Origin of the sequence: Pseudomonas sp. WS 5412 (assembly GCF_012985615.1) — a bacterium.
In the GTDB taxonomy this organism is placed as follows: domain Bacteria; phylum Pseudomonadota; class Gammaproteobacteria; order Pseudomonadales; family Pseudomonadaceae; genus Aquipseudomonas; species Aquipseudomonas shahriarae.
Map to the genome: position 1 here is coordinate 1 of NZ_JAARMB010000025.1, position 18,195 is coordinate 18,195.

Below are 18,195 nucleotides of genomic sequence, written 5' to 3' on the forward strand. Positions count from 1 at the left end.
TGCTTTTGATCTGGCTTTTGATCTTGATCTCAGGCGCCCCGTTAAACCACGATGGCCGCAGGCAGGTATTGCGCAGTGGGCACCCCGGCATGGATGCCGGGGTAGCCGCGACACGGCCATGGATGGCCGATCGCGGCGGGCCCACGGAGCAATGCCTGACTGCGGGCATGCCGAGCCTAGGCGAGGCACCGAGTGGTGGGGCAAAAGCGCTTTGGTTACTTTCGCGCTCTTCGAAAGTGACCCGCCGTAAGGGCGGAACCAATAGCCGCCATAACCGCAGCAATGGATATGTACACCCCCCCCCAACAACCCAAAAAGAGCAAGTCGCGTAGATACTCATGGCTATCGCAATTTTTGCCTACCGACGCGGCTAGTACTGATCCTGGCGCGGCAGGCGCTGGGACAGTTCATCGAGCAACTTCTGCTCGCGCTTGTCCTCCAGGGCCCGCGCCTCATCGATGTAACGCTGCACCAGCTTGCGCAAGCCCTCGACCCGGGCGTAGGCCTGTTGCCAGCCTTCGCGGGCTTTGTCGAGGTTGTTCTGGTGCCAGGCCAGGCTCTGGCGCTGCTGGCCGACGGCGCTTTCCAACTGGTTGAGAAAGTGCTGATAGTTCATCAGCCACTGCCCGGAAACACCCTTGCTGCCGCGGTCAATCCACTGCTGCTGGTATTCGCCGCGAAAGCGCTCCAGGTCACCGAGCTTGCTCTCGGCCAGGCGCACCTGGCCCTGGAAATGCCCCAGGCGCTGGGCGGCGGTACGTTCGGCGCTTTCGGCCATCTCCACCACGGGAGCAAGGCGCGCGGCGCGACTGGTTGCCATGGCCGGTTAACCGCCAGGCGCAGGGGCGAACACCGACGCCAGGTGCGCTTCGCTTTCGGCCATGCTGATATTGTCGTTCAGGCCCTGGCGCAGGTAGGTCACCAGTTGCGGTTGCAGGGCAATCGCCAGGTCGGTCTCACGGTCGCCACCGGCCACATAGGCCCCCACGCTGATCAGGTCGCGGCTCTGTTGGTAGCGCGACCACAACTGCTTGAACTGCTGGGCGCGGGTCATATGCTCGGCGCTGACCACCGACGGCATCACCCGGCTGATGGACGCTTCGATATCAATGGCCGGGTAGTGCCCTTCCTCGGCCAGGCGCCGGGACAGCACGATATGCCCGTCGAGCACGCCCCGCGCCGAGTCGGCAATCGGGTCCTGCTGGTCATCGCCTTCAGAGAGTACGGTGTAGAACGCCGTGATCGAACCGCCACCGGCCTCGGCATTACCCGCCCGTTCCACCAGCTTGGGCAACTTGGCAAATACCGACGGCGGATAGCCCTTGGTTGCCGGCGGCTCGCCAATGGCCAGGGCGATTTCCCGCTGGGCCTGGGCGAAACGGGTGAGGGAGTCCATCAGCAACAGGACATTCTTGCCCTTGTCGCGAAAATATTCGGCAATCCGCGTGCAATACATAGCCGCGCGCAGACGCATCAGCGGCGCATCGTCCGCCGGCGAGGCCACCACGACCGAGCGCTTGAGGCCCTCTTCACCGAGGATATGCTCGATGAACTCCTTGACCTCACGGCCCCGCTCGCCAATCAGGCCGACCACGATAATGTCGGCCTCGGTAAAGCGCGTCATCATGCCCAGCAGCACACTCTTGCCCACACCGGTACCGGCGAACAGGCCCAGGCGCTGGCCGCGACCTACCGTCAATAAACCGTTGATACAGCGAATACCCACGTCCAGCGGCTGGCTGATGGGGTTGCGCTTGAGCGGGTTGATGGTCGGGCCGTCCATCGGCACCCAGTCTTCGGCCTTCATCCCGCCCTTGCCGTCGAGGGCGCGGCCGGCGCCGTCGAGTACCCGGCCGAGCATGCTCATGCCCATCGGCAGGCGCCCGGTATCGGCCAGTGGCACGACCCGCGCCCCCGGTGCGATACCGGCGAGACTGCCCACCGGCATCAGGAATATCTTGCTGCCGGAAAAGCCCATGACTTCCGCTTCCACCTGCACCGGGTGGTAGCTGTCATCGTTGATCACCAGGCAGCGGCTGCCCATGGCGGCGCGCAGGCCCTCGGCTTCGAGGGTCAGGCCGACCATGCGCAGCAGGCGGCCCTCTAGGATCGGTTGGCCGGGCAACTCGGTGGCTTCGGCATAAGCGCCCAGGCGTTTGGCGAAGCTGGTGCGGTCAAGGCGCATCCGGGGCGTCCAGGTCGATGCTCAGGTCGGGCGCCGCCGGATGCAGCACCTGCTCGTGCAACTGGTCGAACAGCTTGGCCATGATCTGCGCAATGCGCGTCTCGACCGTAGCGTCGATACGACTGTGCTCGGTCTCGACCCGGCAACCGCCAGGCTGCAACGCGGCATCCTCGACAATCCGCCAAGTCTCCTCATGGCGCTCGCGCAAGGCTTTGACCTGCTCGAAATCCTGGGGGTTGATGTACAGCCGCACATTGCCAACGCCCAGGGGCAGCAACTTGAGGGCTTCGCGCATCACGCTTTCAATCTGGCTGGAGTCCAGCACCAGCTCACGCTGGATAACCTGGCGGGAGATGTGTTCCACCAGCCCCACCATGGACTTTTCCAACTGCGAATCCTGCTCGGCAATCGGCGCGAACAGGCTGCCCATCAGGCGTTCCAGGCTGGCCAGCTTGGCACTCAGGGCCGCGTCAGCTTCCTGGCGGACCTTGAGCGTGGTGCTGTGAAACCCTTCTTTCTCGCCGGTGGCAAAGCCTTCGTTGTAAGCCTCCTGGCGGATGCTTTCGAGCTCTTCAAGGGTCAGTGGCTGGACTTCGTCCAGGGGCACTTCTTCCATCTCCACCGGCACTTCTTCGACCGGCTCAGGCTCGGGCTCAGGCTTATGCGGGTCGAAGCTGGGCAGCGACCAGACGTCGAACCCGCCGACGTCCCGGGCGCGAATCAGATCGCTGGGCGTCTCATCATTGTTCGACATGCGCTGCGCCTTAAATCATTTCTTCGCCGCCCTTCCCGCCGAGAACGATTTCTCCGGCTTCGGCCATACGGCGGGCAATGGTGAGGATTTCTTTCTGTGCGGTTTCCACGTCGCTGACGCGCACCGGACCCTTGGCTTCGAGGTCGTCGCGCAACAGTTCCGAGGCACGCTTGGACATGTTCTTGAAGATCTTTTCCTTGACGCCCTCGTCCGAGCCCTTGAGGGCCAGCACCAGCACATCGGAGGACACTTCACGCAGCAACGCCTGGATGCCACGGTCGTCGACATCGGACAGGTTGTTGAACACGAACATGAGGTCTTCGATCTGCACCGACAGGGTGTCGTCGATCTCGCGGATCGAGTCCATCAACTGGCCTTCCACCGAGCTGTCGAGGAAGTTCATGATGTCGGCCGCGCGCTTGATACCACCCAGGGTGGTACGGGCCGCGTTGGAGTTGCCGGAGAACTGCTTCTCCAGAATGGTGTTCAGTTCTTTCAAGGCCGCCGGTTGCACGGTGTTCAACGACGAGACACGCAGGATGATGTCCAGGCGCACCTTGTGGTCGAAATGGCCGAGCACTTCGCCGGCCTGGTCCGGGTCCAGGTAGGCCACGACGATCGCCTGGATCTGCGGGTGCTCGTAACGGATCACGTCCGCCACCGCCCGCGGTTCCATCCACTTGAGGCTGTCGAGGCCGCTGGTGTTGCCGCCCAGCAGGATGCGGTCGATCAGGCCGTTGGCTTTGTCTTCGCCCAGGGCCGAGGTGAGCATCTTGCGGATATAGCTGTCGGAGCCGACACCCAGGCTGGTCTGGTCGCCGACGATCTCGACGAACTCGCTCATCACCTGCTCGACTTGCTCGCGGTGCACATTGCGCATCTGCGCCATGGCCACGCCGACCCGTTGCACTTCCTTGGGGCCCATATGGCGCAGCACTTGGGCAGCGTCGGTCTCACCCAGGGACAGCAGCAGCACGGCGGCTTTGTCGACCCGGGTCAGCTTGGCAACAGAGGCTCGATTCTCACTCATCTGCGTTGATCCACTCTTTCACGACCTGGGCCACACGACCCGGGTCTTCTGCCACCAGACTTTTGATTGCATTCAACTGCGCGTCATACCCTTCACTCGGGCTTGGCAGCAGAATGCTCTGCGGCCCGCCGAGGCTGACGCGGTCGTTGGCCAGTTCGCCATCCAGGCCGCCCATGCCACCCAACTCGACATCGCCGAACGGCGCCAGCTGCTTCTTGCCGTGGCCGGTGATGTTGTTGAGCACAGGGCGCAGCACGCCGAACACCAGCACCAGGATGAACAACACCCCCAGCACTTGCTTGACGATGTCCCAGAACCAGGGTTGAGAGTAGAACGGAATATCGGCGATCACCTCAGCGCGCTCCAGGGAGAACGGCATGTTGATCACGCTGACACTGTCGCCACGGCTGGCATCGAAGCCCACGGCGTCCTGCACCAGGCGCGTGAAGCGCGCCAATTCATCGGCGGTCCACGGCGCGCGGGTGGTTTCGCCGTTGGCGGCGTTGATCTTGACCTGGTCATCCACCACCACCGACACCGACAGGCGGTTCAAGCGCCCTTGCTGTTGCTTGGTGTGGCTGATGGAGCGGTCCAGCTCGAAGTTCTTGGTGGACTGCTGACGCTTGTCAGCCGGGTATGGCGCGAGCATTGGCTGGCCGGTGGCCGGATCCATGATTTGCTGGCCGTTGGCGTCCAACAGCGGCTGGCCAGGCTGGATCGCGCTGGCGGTCGCGGCGGCGCCGCCGGTGGTTTGCGGGGCACTGGCCGGGGCTGGCGGTTGATTGCTCAGGGCGCCGGGTACGCCTTGCGGAGGACCATTGGCGGCAGTGCGCTGTTCGCTGGTCGATTGCTCGCTGCGCAGGGCCGGCTGGTCGGGGTTGAACTGCTCGGAAGTCGACTCGACAGCGCTGAAGTCCACGTCGGCAGACACTTCGGCCTTGTAGCGGTCGTTACCCAGTACCGGCTGCAGGATGTTGTGCACGCGCTGGGTGAGCATGCTTTCCATGCGGCGGCTGTAGTCGAACTGCTTGCCGGCCATGGTCAGCGCAGAGTTTTCCGCCTGGTCGGAAAGCAGGTTGCCTTTCTGGTCGACCACGGTGATCTGTGATTTGCTCAACTCGGGAACGCTGGTCGCCACCAGATTGACGATGGCCAGGACCTGGCCCGGCTCCAGGGAGCGCCCGGCAAACAGCTCGACCAGTACCGAGGCGCTGGGCTTGCGCTCATCGCGTACGAATACCGAGCTTTTCGGGATGGCCAGGTGCACACGGGCACCCTTGACGTTATTCAGGCTGGCGATGGTGCGCGCCAGTTCGCCTTCCAGGCCACGACGGTAGCGGGTGGCTTCCATGAACTGGCTGGTACCCAGGCCCTGGTCTTTGTCGAGGATCTCAAAGCCGATGTTGCCATCGGTCGGCGCCACGCCCGCGCCGGCCAGCTTCAAGCGGGCACGGGCGACGTCGTCGGCCTTGACCAGCAAGGCGCCGGAGTTGGGCTCGACGGTGTAGGCAATATCGGAGGCGGCCAGGGTTTCCATGACCTGCTTGGCGTCCATCCCCGCCAGACTGCCATAGAGCGGCCGGTAATCAGGCTGCTGGGACCACAACACCACGGCAAAACCAATTGCCACGCTGGCAGCCAGGCCGACCATCAGGCCCACCTGACGCAACATGGTCATTTCGGAGAGGTTTTCCAGGAACGACAGGCCAAACAGCGGCGGTTTGCCCTCTGTCTTGGCGGGTACGTTATCCACGACTGCTTCTGCCATGACTTAAATCTCGTCCTTAAACCGGCATCTGCATGATGTCTTGATAAGCCTGAACCAGCTTGTTACGCACCTGGGTCAAGGCCTGGAAGGAAACGCTGGCTTTCTGCGAAGCGATCATCACGTCGGTGAGGTCCACGCCGCTCTTGCCGATTTCAAAGGCCGTCGACAGTTGGCTGGAGGCCTGCTGGGTATCGCTGACTTTGTTGATGGCTTGACCGAGCATATCGGCAAAGCTGCTTTGGCCCAATTCCGGCGCTTGTGCGACGGATTTCGGCTGGGACATGGCGTCCATTTGCATGGAACGCATATCCAACATCAACCGATTGAACTCAACACCTTGGCTCATGAACTTCTCTCTCCGACGACCCGCAATTTTTTGACACTACGCAGCGGTTAGTACGGGTAGTAGCAACAAGGGTGCCAGCTCCTTGGCAACTCGTAAGAAAAGCCGACAAACCTTGTCAGCTGATGTGTATCTCAGCTCGCGAAAAGGAATGCTTCCACATCCATCCCGGCATCACGCATTTGCGCCAGCTTGTAGCGCAGGGTGCGCGGGCTGATGCCCAGGCGCTCGGCCGCTTCTTTGCGGCGGCCACGCTCGGCGCGCAGGGTGTCGATGATCATCTGGAATTCACGGCGACGCAGGTCGTCGCCAAGACCGCCAGCGGCCTCGGCCGGGGCGCTTTCCTGCGGGGCCGGGGCCAGGCTCGGCATTGGCGCGGTGCCGGCGCCGACGGCCAGGCAGAAGTCCTGGGGCTGGATCAGACCGCCCTGCTGCAAAATCAGCGCGCGCTGGATTGCGTTGTCCAGTTCGCGCACGTTGCCGGGCCATGGGTAACTGATCAGGCAAGCCTGGGCTTCAGCCGACAGGCGCGCCTGAGCGTGCTTCATTTTATTGACGTGCTTGCTCAACAGGCGCTCGGCCAGCGGCACGATATCGGCCGGGCGTTCACGCAACGGGCGCCAGGCCAACGGGAACACCGAGAGCCGATAGAACAGATCTTCCCGGAAGCGCCCTGCTGCCACTTCGCCAGCAAGGTCGCGGTTGGTGGTGGCGACCACGCGGATATCCAGCTGGATCGGCTTGCGCGCCCCCACCCGCTCCACTTCGCGCTCTTGCAGCACGCGCAGCAGCTTGGCTTGCAAGCCCAGGGGCATTTCGGAGATTTCGTCGAGCAGGATGGTGCCGCCATCGGCCTGCTCGAACTTGCCGGCCTGGGCGGCGATGGCGCCGGTGAACGAGCCTTTTTCATGGCCGAACAAGGTGGCTTCGAGCATGTTGTCGGGGATCGCCGCGCAGTTGATCGCGATAAACGGCTGGCTGGCGCGGTGAGATTGCTGGTGGATGTAGCGCGCCAACACCTCCTTACCGGTGCCGGACTCGCCGGAGATCAGCACCGTGGAATCACTGCGGGCGACCTTGGCCGCCAGCTCCAGCAATTGCGCACTGGCCGGCTCGAAAGCAATCGGGCCCTCGCCGTCTGCCACACCCACGACGCCAAGCGCATGGCGCGCCACCAGCTCAATCAGGGCCTTGGGCTCGAAGGGCTTGACCAGGTAGTCTGCCGCGCCCTGGCGCATGGCATCGACGGCGCGCTCCACCGCGCCGTGGGCGGTCATCAGCAGCACCGGCAGTTGCGGCTGGCGTGCGCGCAGCAGGCCGAGCAACTGGTGGCCGTCCATGCCGGGCATGTTGACGTCGCTGACCACCAGGCTGAAGGACTCTTGCTCTACGGCCTGCAAGGCTTCCTCGGCCGAACCGACCGCCCGATAGTCATGGCCCGCCAACAGCAGCGTGTCAGCCAGTGCTTCACGCAGGGCGCGATCGTCTTCAACCAGTAAAACCTTGATAGCCATTTATCCTTACTCCCATCCTTTTCAAGGTTTTTGAAAAGGCAGCTGCATTTGGTGCCCCGTGGTGAGGGGGGCAAGCCCCCTCACCACAGGTCGTATGCGTGTTCTTTACTCCGCGCTGGCCGCGCCGGAAAACAGCGGCAGCGTTATCAATGCACAGGTGCCGCGCCCCACACGGGAACGCAAGTGCAATTCTCCCTGATGGGCACGGGCCACTGCCTTGACCACGGTCAGCCCGAGGCCGGTGCCATTGGTCTTGGTGGTAAAAAAGGGTTCACCCAGGCGCTGCAACACCGCCGGATCAATCCCACTGCCGCTGTCGCTGATGCACAGGCGCAGGGTTTGCTCGCGGCTGTACAGGTGCACTTTGAGGCGCGCACCCGGGCCGCTGGCCTGGCTGGCGTTTTCGATCAGGTTGAGCAGCGCACCCACCAGGGTGTCGCGGTTGCACAGCAACTCGCCCCAATGACTGTCGCACTGCCAGCGCACCGAGGCTTCCTGGACATGGGTGGCAGCGGCGGCCTGCAGCGCCTGCAGCAAGGCCGCAGGCGTGACCCGGTCGGTCAGCGGCAACTCGCCCCGGGCGAAGACCAGCATGTCGCGTACCTGGTGCTCCAACTCATGCAGGCGCTCCTTGAGCCGTCCGGCAAACCGTTGATGGGTGGCGGCCGGCAATTGCTCATCAGTCAAATGACTGGCGTAGATCAACGCGGCGGACAGCGGTGTGCGAATCTGATGCGCCAAAGAAGCGACCATCCGCCCCAGGGACGACAGGCGCTCATGGCGCGCCAATTGGTCTTGGAGGTGCCGGGTTTCCGTCAGGTCGTTGAGCAGCACCAGCTGGCCGGGCTCAGCGTCCAGGGAACGGGTGGCGATGGACAGGCGGCGCCCATCCTTGAGGGAAATTTCGTGGCCGTCGTCTTCACGGGGGGCAAAGCAGCGCGTGATGACATGGCGCCACAGCTCACCTTCCAGCGGCAGACCCAGCAGGTCGCAGGCCGCGGGGTTGGCTTCGCGTACGCGGCCCTGGTCGTCGATCACGATCACGCCACCGGGCAACAGGTCGAGGAGGTTTTGCAGACGGTTGGCCAGGCGCTCTTTCTCGGCCAGCTCTTGCATGCGCTGGGCACTGACCACCGCCAACTCGCCCTTGAGCTCCGAAACCCGGGCTTCCAGCAGGCTGTAGGAGTCCGTCAACTGGCTGGACATCTGGCTGAACAGCGAAAACGCCTGCTCAAGCCCTTGCCGGCTGATCTGCTCTACGGACGGGACAAGTCCCTGGGAGTCAGGGACTGAAGAAAGGTGGGCGGCGTGGGGCATCGTGCTCTCTCGCTTGGCTGACCGTCAGTTAAACGGAACGTTGCGAGTGCTATAGCAATACCCGTGCCGGAAAAAATATCCTTATTTTTCAGCAGTTTAAAAAACAGGCGTCAATCATCCGCCTGTTCATCACCCTCACGACGACTCATGCCGTACTTACGCATCTTCTCCACCAGCGTGGTGCGGCGAATGCGCAGGCGCTCGGCGGCGCGGGCAACGATGCCGTTGGCGTCGTCCAGGGCTTGCTGGATCAGCCCTTGTTCGAGGCTGCCGAGGTAGTCCTTCAGGTCCAGGCCTTCGGGCGGCAGCATGGCGGTGGCGCCGAAGTTCGGGGTATGGCCATTGATCGCCACCCGTTCCTCGAGATCACTGCGCAAGCTGTCCACCAGCTGTTCGTCTTCGTCATCGACGTAGCGGAACTTCTTGGGCAGCTCGACCACGCCGATCACCCCGTATGGATGCATGATTGCCATGCGCTCCACCAGGTTGGCCAGCTCGCGCACGTTGCCCGGCCAGCCGTGGCGGCACAGGGACATGATCGCGGCGGAGTTGAAACGGATCGAGCCGCGCTTTTCGTGTTCCATGCGCGAGATCAGTTCGTTCATCAGCAACGGGATGTCCTCCACACGCTCGCGCAGCGGGGCCATCTCGATGGGGAATACGTTGAGGCGGTAGTACAGGTCTTCACGGAAGCTGCCGACCTCGATCATGCTCTCGAGGTTCTTGTGCGTCGCGGCAATGATGCGCACATCGACGCTCTGGGTCTTGTTGCTGCCCACGCGCTCGAAGGTGCGCTCCTGCAACACGCGCAGCAGCTTGACCTGCATCGGCAATGGCATATCGCCGATTTCGTCGAGGAACAGGGTGCCGCCGTTGGCCAGCTCAAAACGCCCGGCACGGCTAGTGATCGCCCCGGTAAAGGCGCCCTTCTCGTGGCCGAACAGTTCGCTTTCGAGCAGTTCTGCCGGGATCGCCCCGCAGTTGACCGGCACAAAAGGTCCGTCGCGGCGCTTGGAGTGGTAATGCAGGTTACGCGCGACCACTTCCTTGCCGGTGCCTGACTCGCCGAGGATCAGCACGCTGGCGTCGGTATCGGCCACTTGCTGCATCATCTGGCGCACGTGCTGAATCGCACGGCTGGTGCCGACCAGGCTGCGGAACAGGTTGGGTTCGCGGTGACGTCCGCGCTCGCGGGCCTGGTCGTACATCTCGCGATAGACCTGGGCACGGTGCAGGGAGTCGAGCAATTTGCTGTAGCTGGGGGGCATTTCCAGGGTGGAAAGTACACGGCGGCGCTGGTCTTCCGGCAAATCCACGGAAGAAATATCGCCCATCAGCAACACCGGAAGGAACTCATCCCAGGTTGAGAGTGTCTTTAACAGGCCCAGAACTGCACCAGGAGCGTTTACCGTCCCGATCAGCACACAGATGACTTCACGGCTCGACGACAAAGAGCTGACAGCCTGCTGCCAATCATGGCTGCCGCAGGGCAAATTTTCTTCGCCAAGAAAATTCAAAATCACCGCCAGGTCGCGGCGGCGAACGCTATCGTCATCGATCAGCAGAATTTTGGTTTCACGCCACATGCAATAGCAACTTCCCTAGTAAAACTCTAATGCCCTCGAATCGGGGCAATCTAGATAGCTGTAGGCGTTTTCTGCGCTACGGATACCTGACGTCTGAAAATAGCACTAGTTAAGTCAAAATTATGCGAACAGTCAAATTTATGACGCGCCATGTTCGGATTAACTGAGCCAGATCAGCCGAACAGATGGTAAACCTTTGACGCATTTTTCGCTTGGTTGATCTGCGACATCTCTTCAAATATCGCCTGGCGCTCGCCGGTCGTCACCTCCAGCAACTGCTGGTAGACCGCTAACAGGCTCTCCAGCTTCTCCCGCAGCGCGTCCTCGTCCACCGGCGCTTCGCTGAGCACCTCGTCGATCCAGACACGGCAGCCCATGTCCAACTCGCTGATCGCATCCCAATTGCGCTCTGCCAGCGCGCCAACCAAGGCGTCGCGGGTTTCGTCGATCCGTTGCAGTGCGTGGCTCATGCTGTGTTCCTCAAGGCCGACGGCCCTATTGTGGCGCGATGGCATCCCAGCCACTTTTGACAGTAATCAACAAACGTGCGACTTCGTCGATCATGTCGGCATCGTTGACGCCATTGGCCTCAACCAGACGGTTACTCATGTACTCGTACAACGCATCCAGGCGCTGCACGGCTGCTGGATCCTCGGCTTTTTCCGGCTCCAGACCATCACGCAGGCCGGAGATGATCTCAATCGCCTTGCCCAGCATCAGGCCCTTCTGGGCGATATCACCACGGCTCAACGCGCCCTTGGCCTGGGCCATGCGGTCAAGGCCGCCTTCCATCAGCATTTGCACCAGACGGTGCGGGCTGGCTTCAGACACCTGGGCGTGGGCATTAACCTTCTGGTACTGGCGAAGGGCTCTCATAGGGTTCATGTTGCTACCTCGTTACAGGCCACAGTCAAATAGGATTGCTTAAGTAGTTTTTCGACTGTACCGAGAAAAACTTTAATCCCTCACCGAGTGCCCGGGCCCTTTTTCAGGGCCTGCGGGCGCACCATCCATCAGTTCGACTTAGGATTGTTCAACGAGTTGAGGGTGGTCATGATGCTGGAGCTGCGGGAGTTGATCTGCGCGATCATCGTGTCCATGGCAGTGTACTTGGCCGACAGGGACTTCTGCAGGGCGTCCATGCGGCGGTCCAGGTCAGCCTTTTCAGTGGTCAGATCAGTCAGCTTGTTGTTGAGATCTGTCGCACGGGTCGCCAGGGTACCGGTGGTACCGACATAGCTGCTGGTCGCCTTGTTCATGCGCGTGATCAGGCCGGTATCGCCAGTGAACATCTTGGCAATGTCGCCAGCACCCTTGACCACGGCCTTGTCCCAGGTCTTGTCTTCCAGGCTCAGCAAGCCGGTTTTCTGGTCAGTGGTGATGCCCATCTGGGCCAAGCTGCTAATGCTGCCCGCGCCCTTGCCGTTGACCAGTTCGGAACGCAGGCTGGACACCAACTGACGCATCGACGCATCACCGGTCAAGGCCCCCGCAGTAGTGGTAGAAGCATCGCCGGTGGCGGTGACCTTGGTCTGGGTGTTGATGGCGGTCATCAGGGCGTTGTAGGCGGTGACGAACGACTGCACCGAGGTCTTCAGGGTGTCGGTGTTGCTGGCTACGGTCAGGTTGACCTTCTTGGTCAGGTCACCATCCAGCAGTTCCAGGGTCACGCCGCTGATCGCGGAAGTGATCTTGTTGCTGGTGGACTCCATCTTGACGCCATCGATGGAATACTTGGCGTTCACCGGCGGCGCACCCTTGTCATAACCGACTGCCAGCTCCGAGTCACCGCTGAGGGTGATGTCGGTACCTACACCACTGGTACTAGAGGTCAAGACCAGGCGTCCGCCGTTGGAGTCACTCAGGACGTTGGCACTGATGCCTTGGGCAGAAAGCTGGGTGTTGATGGACTCGCGAACCTCTTGCAAGGTCGCACCTCCAGGCACCAATACATCGTAGTTTTTACCCGACTGGCTAATCGTCAGCGTCTGGGCTTCATCGCTGGCATTGGCTTTGCCCGAGGCCCCGCCTTCGATAACCTTGCTGGAGACCTTCGACGAAGTCGCCAGTTTTTCGACCTCAAGGAGGTACTTGCCAGGGGCCGCGCCGTCACCCAGGGTGACCTTGGCGTTTTTTTCTTCGGAGGTAGTAGCGGCCAGGCCATTGAAGGCGGCCTGATTGTTCAACTTGGTGATTGCCGCCTGGTAGGCTTCCAGTGCCGTTTTCACCGTGCCCACGGCCGATAGCTTGACGGTGGTGTCTTTCTGCTGGGCGGTGATCTGCGCCTCTTTGGGCGCACGTTCGGCCCCCACCAACGCCTTGACGATGGCTTGGGTGTCGTAGCCCGAACCTGGGCCGGAAATCGTTGAACTAGCCATTTGCTACTCTCCTTGTCCTGCGGTTGCCGCTTTTTTGGCGTACGAACGCCCAAGCAGCAATCAGAAACATGTTTCGTGCCAACTCAAGCCCTTGTATCAAACAACAGGCTGCTGGCATCGCTCAGGTTCTGCGCCAGCTTCAGCGCAGTCTCCGATGGAATTTGTCGAATCACTTCGCCACTGTCGGTAGCGATCACCTTGACTACCACTTTGCCGGTGGAGTCATCGATGGAAAAATCCAGGTTGCGCTGTGAAGCCTGCACAAACTCACGCATATCGGTAACAGCTTTTTCCAATGCCACGCGCTGTGGCTCCTCGGCGGGTTCGGTCTCGGCCTGCGGGACAGGCTTGGCCTGGGTCGCAGCCGTGGCGGGAGCCTGGGTGGTAGCAGCCGGGTATGACGCGTTCAGCTTGATGCTCATGTCCATGTCATCACCTCCAAACTGAAAAAACGGAAGGGCACGTTAGCACCCCCCCGTTGATTAACCGCTAGCCGATATTACTGAAGCAGCTTCAGTACAGCGGATGGCAGTTGGTTGGCCTGGGACAGGATCGCAGTGGAAGCCTGTTGCAGGGTTTGTTGCTTGGTCAGTTCAGCGGCTTCGGAAGCGAAGTCAGCGTCTTCTACGCGGCCTTTGGCAGCCGAGGAGTTCTGCGAAATGCTCTGCAGGTTGGCCACGGTGCTGGCGAAACGGTTTTGCACCGCACCCAGCTGCGAACGCTGGCTGTCGATCTGCTGCATAGCGTCGTCCAGGGCCTGGATGGCTTGCTGGGACGAAGCGGCGGACAGGATGTTCAGGTCGGAAACGGTGGTTTCCATGGTGACGGCAGCTTTAGTGCCTGCATCGGAAACGGTTTTCAGACCCAATGCGACCAGACCAGTACCGGCGCTACCGTCCTTGATGGTGATGTCTTTGTCAGCGAACAGGTTCAGGGTGCCGTCAGCGTTTTTGGTGGCGTTTACACCAGTGCTGGCGCTGTTGATCGAAGCAACGATTGCGTCAGCGGTGTCACCCTTCTTGAACTTGACTTCAACGCCATTCACATCAATGGAGGTGTCAGCGGTCAGCTTGGCTTGAGTAGTGCCAGCCGACAGGCCCAACTGCGACAGCGAACCGCTTGTGGTGTTAGACAGCTTGATGTCTACACCGTCACCCGAGGTCAACTTGACTCGACCTTCAGTGAAGGTGGCCGAAGCACCAGTTGCCGCGCCGCCTGCCGCATTGGCGAGGTCGGTGAGAACGCTCGTCATGGTGGCGTTTTTTGCCCAGGTCACGGCTGTGCCGTTAACCGAGATGGTGCCGGCAGAAGTGAGGTTGCTGGTGGGAGCAGTGGGACCACCAGCCGCAATGTTGAGCTTGGCCAAGCCGTCATTAGTAGCGCCGGCAGCAAGAGTAATAGCCTTGGTCGATGACAGGCTCAAAATACCGGTAGCATCAGCGCTGGCAGTAACACCAGTGGTGGCCGTTTGTGCGTTAATGGCTGTCACTGCATCAGCAGCAGCAGCAGTACCAGCAGCACCACCAGCCAGGGTGATCGTTGTGCCGTTAATGGTGAAGTTATCACCAGCAGCGGTAATAGCGGCCGGACCAGTACCCGTCACGGTTGCTTTATCAGTCAGAACCGAACCGGTAGCAGTAGCAGCCAGGCCTTTCAGCGCGGTGCTGTCAACGCTAGCTTCTTTGTAGTTGCCTTTCAAAGCAGTCGAGCTGATGTCAGTCATACCGAACGAGATAGTCTCGTTGGCGTTGGCACCGATCTGGAACGCTACGTTGCTGAACGAACCGTCCAGCAGGTTACGACCACCAAAAGTGGTAGTGGAAGCGATGCGGTTCAGCTCGCCCACTTTAGCGGTGAATTCTTGTTGCAGGGAAACACGGTCAGCGTCGCTTTTATCACCGTTCGCCGCTTGCAGGGCGAGTTCACGCAGACGCTGCAGGGTGTTGGTGGATTCTTGCATTGCGCCTTCAGCGGTCTGGGCGATCGAAACACCGTTGTTGGCGTTAGCGATGGCAACGTTCAGGCCTTTGACCTGGTTGTTCAGACGGTTGGCGATCTGCATGCCAGCGGCGTCGTCTTTGGCGCTGTTGATTTTCAGGCCGGAAGACAGACGGTTCATCGACTGGCTCAAAGCGTCGGAGGCTTTGTTCAGGTTCTTCTGGACGCCCAGGGAAGTGATGTTGGTGTTTACGGACATTGCCATGACGAAATCCTCGTGAGTTGGATACTGCGGCTTCCGGCCCTGGCAACCGCCGGGTGTGGCCTAGAGAACCTTCGTAATAGTTATCGTCGTGAATGCAGGTTGCTTGAGGATTTTTTTGATTTTTTTTGCTAGCCCTGTGCCACCCCTTGTATTTCAAGGCCTTATAGATGGCCGAAATGCCAGCAGCCACGGGTTACTGGCGCCAGAACACCGCCTCGACACCTGCATAAAAAAACGCCCATGATCTTTCGACCCTGGGCGTTTTTTATGCAGCCTATCAAAGCATCACGGCCGATAGATAATCGCCGAGCCCCACGACAGGCCCACGCCAAACCCGCTCAGGGCGACGCGCTTCCACTCGGCGTCCATCACGTGCTTTTCCAGCAGCAGCGGAATGCTCGACGACACGGTGTTGCCGGTCTCGACCATGTCCTTGATGAATTTCTCCACCGGCGCATCTTCAAAACGCCGCGCCACGGCGTCGACAATCGCCGCGCTGCCCTGGTGGATGCAGAACGCATCGATGTCATCGGCCACAAGGTCCGACTCTTTGAGCAGCTCGTGCAAATGCGCCGGCACTTTGAGCAATGCGAAGTTGAAGACCTGGCGGCCATTCATGAAGAACACGCCATCACTGACCTTCAAGTGCGGTGCGCCGGAGCCGTCGGTGCCGAACTTGGCCTTGCCCAACTGCCAGGGGGCGTCTTCGCCCATCCAGGTGGCGGTGGCGGCGTCGCCGAACAGCATGGTGGTGTTGCGGTCTTCCGGGTCGACGATCTTCGAGTACGGGTCGGCGGTTACCAGCAGGCCGTTTTTCAGGCCGGCGGCTTCCATGAAGCCTTTCATCGCGTAGATGCCGTAGACGTAGCCGGAGCAGCCCAGGGAGATATCGAAGGCCGCGACGTGGGTCGGCAGGCCCAGTTTGTCCTGGACGATGGCGGCGGTGTGCGGCAGCCCTTCTTCGTCGCCGTTCTGGGTCACGACGATCAGCGCGTCAATCGACTCACGCTTGAGCCCGGGGTTGTTGGCAAACAAGGCATTGACCGCCTCGACGCACAAATCCGAGGTTTCCTGTGCAACATCCTTGCGCGGCAGGAATGCCGAGCCGATCTTGCCAATGATGAACTCTTCATCCTTGGCGAATTTGGCACCCTGGGCGTAGTTGTCCAGCCCTTCTGCCGGCACGTAGCTGGCGATGCTTTTTATGCCAATCATTGTGGCTTCCCAATACAAAATAGCTGGAGAACACCCCTGAAAATCCTTCAGGAGTGCTGACAATAAAGGGGATAACCCCGCAAAAAATCATCGAAGTCGCCTTGACCTGGACCTGAAAGATGCCCTGGCCTTTTCACACGATACAGTGAAGATGCGCTTTATGACTCATAGGTCACTCATTTTTGTGCGCTTTGTTTAAAAGCCTGCGCCAGAAATGACAACGGCCCACCCTGTTTCCAGGGTGGGCCGTCGGGTCTTGCCAGGCCGATTACATCCGGCTGAACAGGCTCAACTGGGAGATTTTCACAAAGGCCAGCTGCGAGGCCTCCAGCATTGCCTTCTGGAACGCCAGGTCAATCGAGGCGGTAGCCACATCGGTATCACCAATGGCGGCGGTGGTCGATTTGTTGGCCAGCACCATGCTGGTGTTCTCCGTCTCCTGGATCGCCAGCGAGTTCAACCGCGCACCAATGGAGCCCCGCACCCCATCAACCTGGGCCTGGGAGGCCTTGATATTGGTAATGGCAGCATTGACCACATCGGTCAGCTTGGCCTGGGCAATCGGGTCGCCGTCAGAAGGGGTTTCCAGGGCCTGGCGCAGTTGGCTGAGGGTATCCAGGGCATTTTGCGTCTTGTGGGTGTTGGAGCCCACGGCGAACTGGTCACCGGTGCCCGGTGCGCCGGTGATGTCAAACTTCACGCCAGCTGCCGTGATGCTGTCTGGCGTGGCGGGCACAGGCGGTGGACCCGGCTGGGCTGGCGTACCAGGCACCACAGTGCCGCTGGAAACCGGCTTGCTATCGGCGGTGATCGGCTGGGCATACACCTCATATTCTGTGGTCGAGGTAAATTTGATCACCGCGCCTTTGTTCGGGAAGGTGCTGCTGTAGTCCGCCTGGCTGGTGACGGTGCCGCCCGACAACTGCGCCGAGGTTTGGTTGCTCGGCGTACGCGAGACACTGAAGCTGTCCGGCTTGCTTTGCAGAGTGAATTCACGGTCCTTGTACACCGCGTCAGCCTCAGCACCGGGCTTGGCATCCCCCAGATTCTGGTCGACATCAAAAGTCACGCCGCGCACGGTGACCGAAGCACTGCCTTCCTTGGTCGCATCGAACTTGCCGTTACCCGGGGTTTGCGCGGTGATGTCGTTGCCTGCCGCATCCGTCACGGTGTATTCGGTGCTGCTGAGGAACGTCAGTTTGTATGGTTGGCCGTCAGTGAAGCTGCTGTCATAAGTCGACGGCGACGTGACGATGCCGCCCGAAACCAGCACCTTGCCATCGTTGACCGAACCGGTCGCCTGGGTACGCCCCGCATTGACCGTACCTTCCAGGATCGACTTGCCGGTGTCATTGACCACCATCGACAAGGTGTCGGAAACCTTCAGGCTCAGCGGCGTTTCATCGCCCTGATAGCTGTAGGTGCCGTCGCTGTTGCGAGCGTATGGCGGGGTGTCGCTCTTGCCGCCGGCAAACAGGTAATGGCCGGACGAATCCTTGCTGTTAAGCAAGCTCAGGACCTGCTTCTCGATTTCACCAATCTCGGCGGCAACGGCCTTGCGGTCGTCATCACTGATACCGCCACCGCCCTTGCCCGCCACCTTGAGCGACAACTCACCCGCGCGCGCCAGGGCGGTGTCGATACTGGCAAGCACGCTTTCCTCGCTGTTAAGCGAGTTCTTCATGCTGCTGATATTGCCCGCGTACTGCCCCAACATATCCTGCTGCTGCTGCAGCAGCAGCAAACGCGCCGCGCCCACCGGATCATCTGCCGCCGTCTGGATGCGCACGCCGGAGTCGATCTGCTGCTGGGTCTTGGTGACGTTGGAGAAGTTGTTGGTATAACGCGCAGTCGTGGTATTGAAATACTGTTCGGTCGAGATTCGCATCGTCTCAAACTCCC

16 protein-coding genes are annotated in these 18,195 nt (G+C 60.8%); all 16 read right to left on the reverse strand.

The features are described 5' to 3' along the window. Positions 1-370: 370 nt before the first annotated feature. Positions 371-820, reverse strand: a complete 450-nt coding sequence (gene fliJ / locus HBR94_RS24765) for a flagellar export protein FliJ (protein WP_057444567.1) — start codon at positions 818-820, stop codon at positions 371-373. A 6-nt stretch (positions 821-826) separates the two neighbouring features. Continuing rightward, entirely contained in the window at positions 827-2,185 is a 1,359-nt protein-coding gene (gene fliI, locus HBR94_RS24770) for a flagellar protein export ATPase FliI (protein ID WP_057438806.1), read from the reverse strand. After that, positions 2,175-2,939: a flagellar assembly protein FliH gene (fliH, locus tag HBR94_RS24775; RefSeq protein WP_057438805.1), complete on the reverse strand. Its 765-nt coding sequence runs from the start codon at positions 2,937-2,939 to the stop codon at positions 2,175-2,177. Before fliH ends, fliI begins: the two co-directional genes overlap by 11 nt. A 10-nt stretch (positions 2,940-2,949) precedes the next feature. Continuing rightward, positions 2,950-3,969, reverse strand: a complete 1,020-nt coding sequence (gene fliG, locus HBR94_RS24780) for a flagellar motor switch protein FliG (RefSeq protein ID WP_057438804.1) — start codon at positions 3,967-3,969, stop codon at positions 2,950-2,952. Further along, entirely contained in the window at positions 3,962-5,737 is a 1,776-nt protein-coding gene (fliF, locus tag HBR94_RS24785) for a flagellar basal-body MS-ring/collar protein FliF (protein WP_170045692.1), read from the reverse strand. Before fliF ends, fliG begins: the two co-directional genes overlap by 8 nt. 16 nt (positions 5,738-5,753) lie before the next feature. Further along, positions 5,754-6,083 (reverse strand): flagellar hook-basal body complex protein FliE, encoded by a 330-nt coding sequence (fliE, locus tag HBR94_RS24790; RefSeq protein WP_057438803.1) that lies wholly within the window; start codon positions 6,081-6,083, stop codon positions 5,754-5,756. A gap of 131 nt (positions 6,084-6,214) precedes the next feature. Beyond that, the gene (locus HBR94_RS24795) at positions 6,215-7,594 is read right to left on the reverse strand and encodes a sigma-54 dependent transcriptional regulator (RefSeq protein WP_170045693.1); all 1,380 of its coding nucleotides are present in this window, start codon (positions 7,592-7,594) and stop codon (positions 6,215-6,217) included. A 105-nt stretch (positions 7,595-7,699) separates the two neighbouring features. Then, positions 7,700-8,911 (reverse strand): ATP-binding protein, encoded by a 1,212-nt coding sequence (locus HBR94_RS24800; RefSeq protein ID WP_178112122.1) that lies wholly within the window; start codon positions 8,909-8,911, stop codon positions 7,700-7,702. Positions 8,912-9,021: 110 nt separating this feature from the next. Next, positions 9,022-10,497, reverse strand: coding sequence for a sigma-54 dependent transcriptional regulator (locus tag HBR94_RS24805; RefSeq protein ID WP_057960246.1), 1,476 nt, complete (start codon positions 10,495-10,497; stop codon positions 9,022-9,024). Positions 10,498-10,670: 173 nt separating this feature from the next. Next, positions 10,671-10,967, reverse strand: coding sequence for a flagellar assembly protein FliT (locus HBR94_RS24810; RefSeq protein WP_057438799.1), 297 nt, complete (start codon positions 10,965-10,967; stop codon positions 10,671-10,673). Positions 10,968-10,992: 25 nt separating this feature from the next. Further along, positions 10,993-11,382 carry a flagellar export chaperone FliS gene (gene fliS / locus HBR94_RS24815; RefSeq protein ID WP_170045694.1) on the reverse strand — a complete coding sequence of 130 codons (390 nt, stop codon included), beginning with the start codon at positions 11,380-11,382 and terminating at the stop codon, positions 10,993-10,995. Positions 11,383-11,510: 128 nt separating this feature from the next. Next, positions 11,511-12,875, reverse strand: a complete 1,365-nt coding sequence (fliD, locus tag HBR94_RS24820; RefSeq protein ID WP_170045695.1) for a flagellar filament capping protein FliD — start codon at positions 12,873-12,875, stop codon at positions 11,511-11,513. Positions 12,876-12,958: 83 nt separating this feature from the next. Further along, positions 12,959-13,303 (reverse strand): flagellar protein FlaG, encoded by a 345-nt coding sequence (locus tag HBR94_RS24825; RefSeq protein ID WP_120732229.1) that lies wholly within the window; start codon positions 13,301-13,303, stop codon positions 12,959-12,961. 71 nt (positions 13,304-13,374) lie between these two features. After that, positions 13,375-15,078 (reverse strand): flagellin, encoded by a 1,704-nt coding sequence (locus HBR94_RS24830; protein ID WP_170045696.1) that lies wholly within the window; start codon positions 15,076-15,078, stop codon positions 13,375-13,377. Positions 15,079-15,363: 285 nt separating this feature from the next. Continuing rightward, positions 15,364-16,293, reverse strand: a complete 930-nt coding sequence (locus HBR94_RS24835; RefSeq protein ID WP_115127655.1) for a ketoacyl-ACP synthase III — start codon at positions 16,291-16,293, stop codon at positions 15,364-15,366. 268 nt (positions 16,294-16,561) lie between these two features. Continuing rightward, positions 16,562-18,181: a flagellar hook-associated protein 3 gene (locus HBR94_RS24840; protein WP_057438794.1), complete on the reverse strand. Its 1,620-nt coding sequence runs from the start codon at positions 18,179-18,181 to the stop codon at positions 16,562-16,564. Positions 18,182-18,195 lie beyond the last annotated feature (14 nt).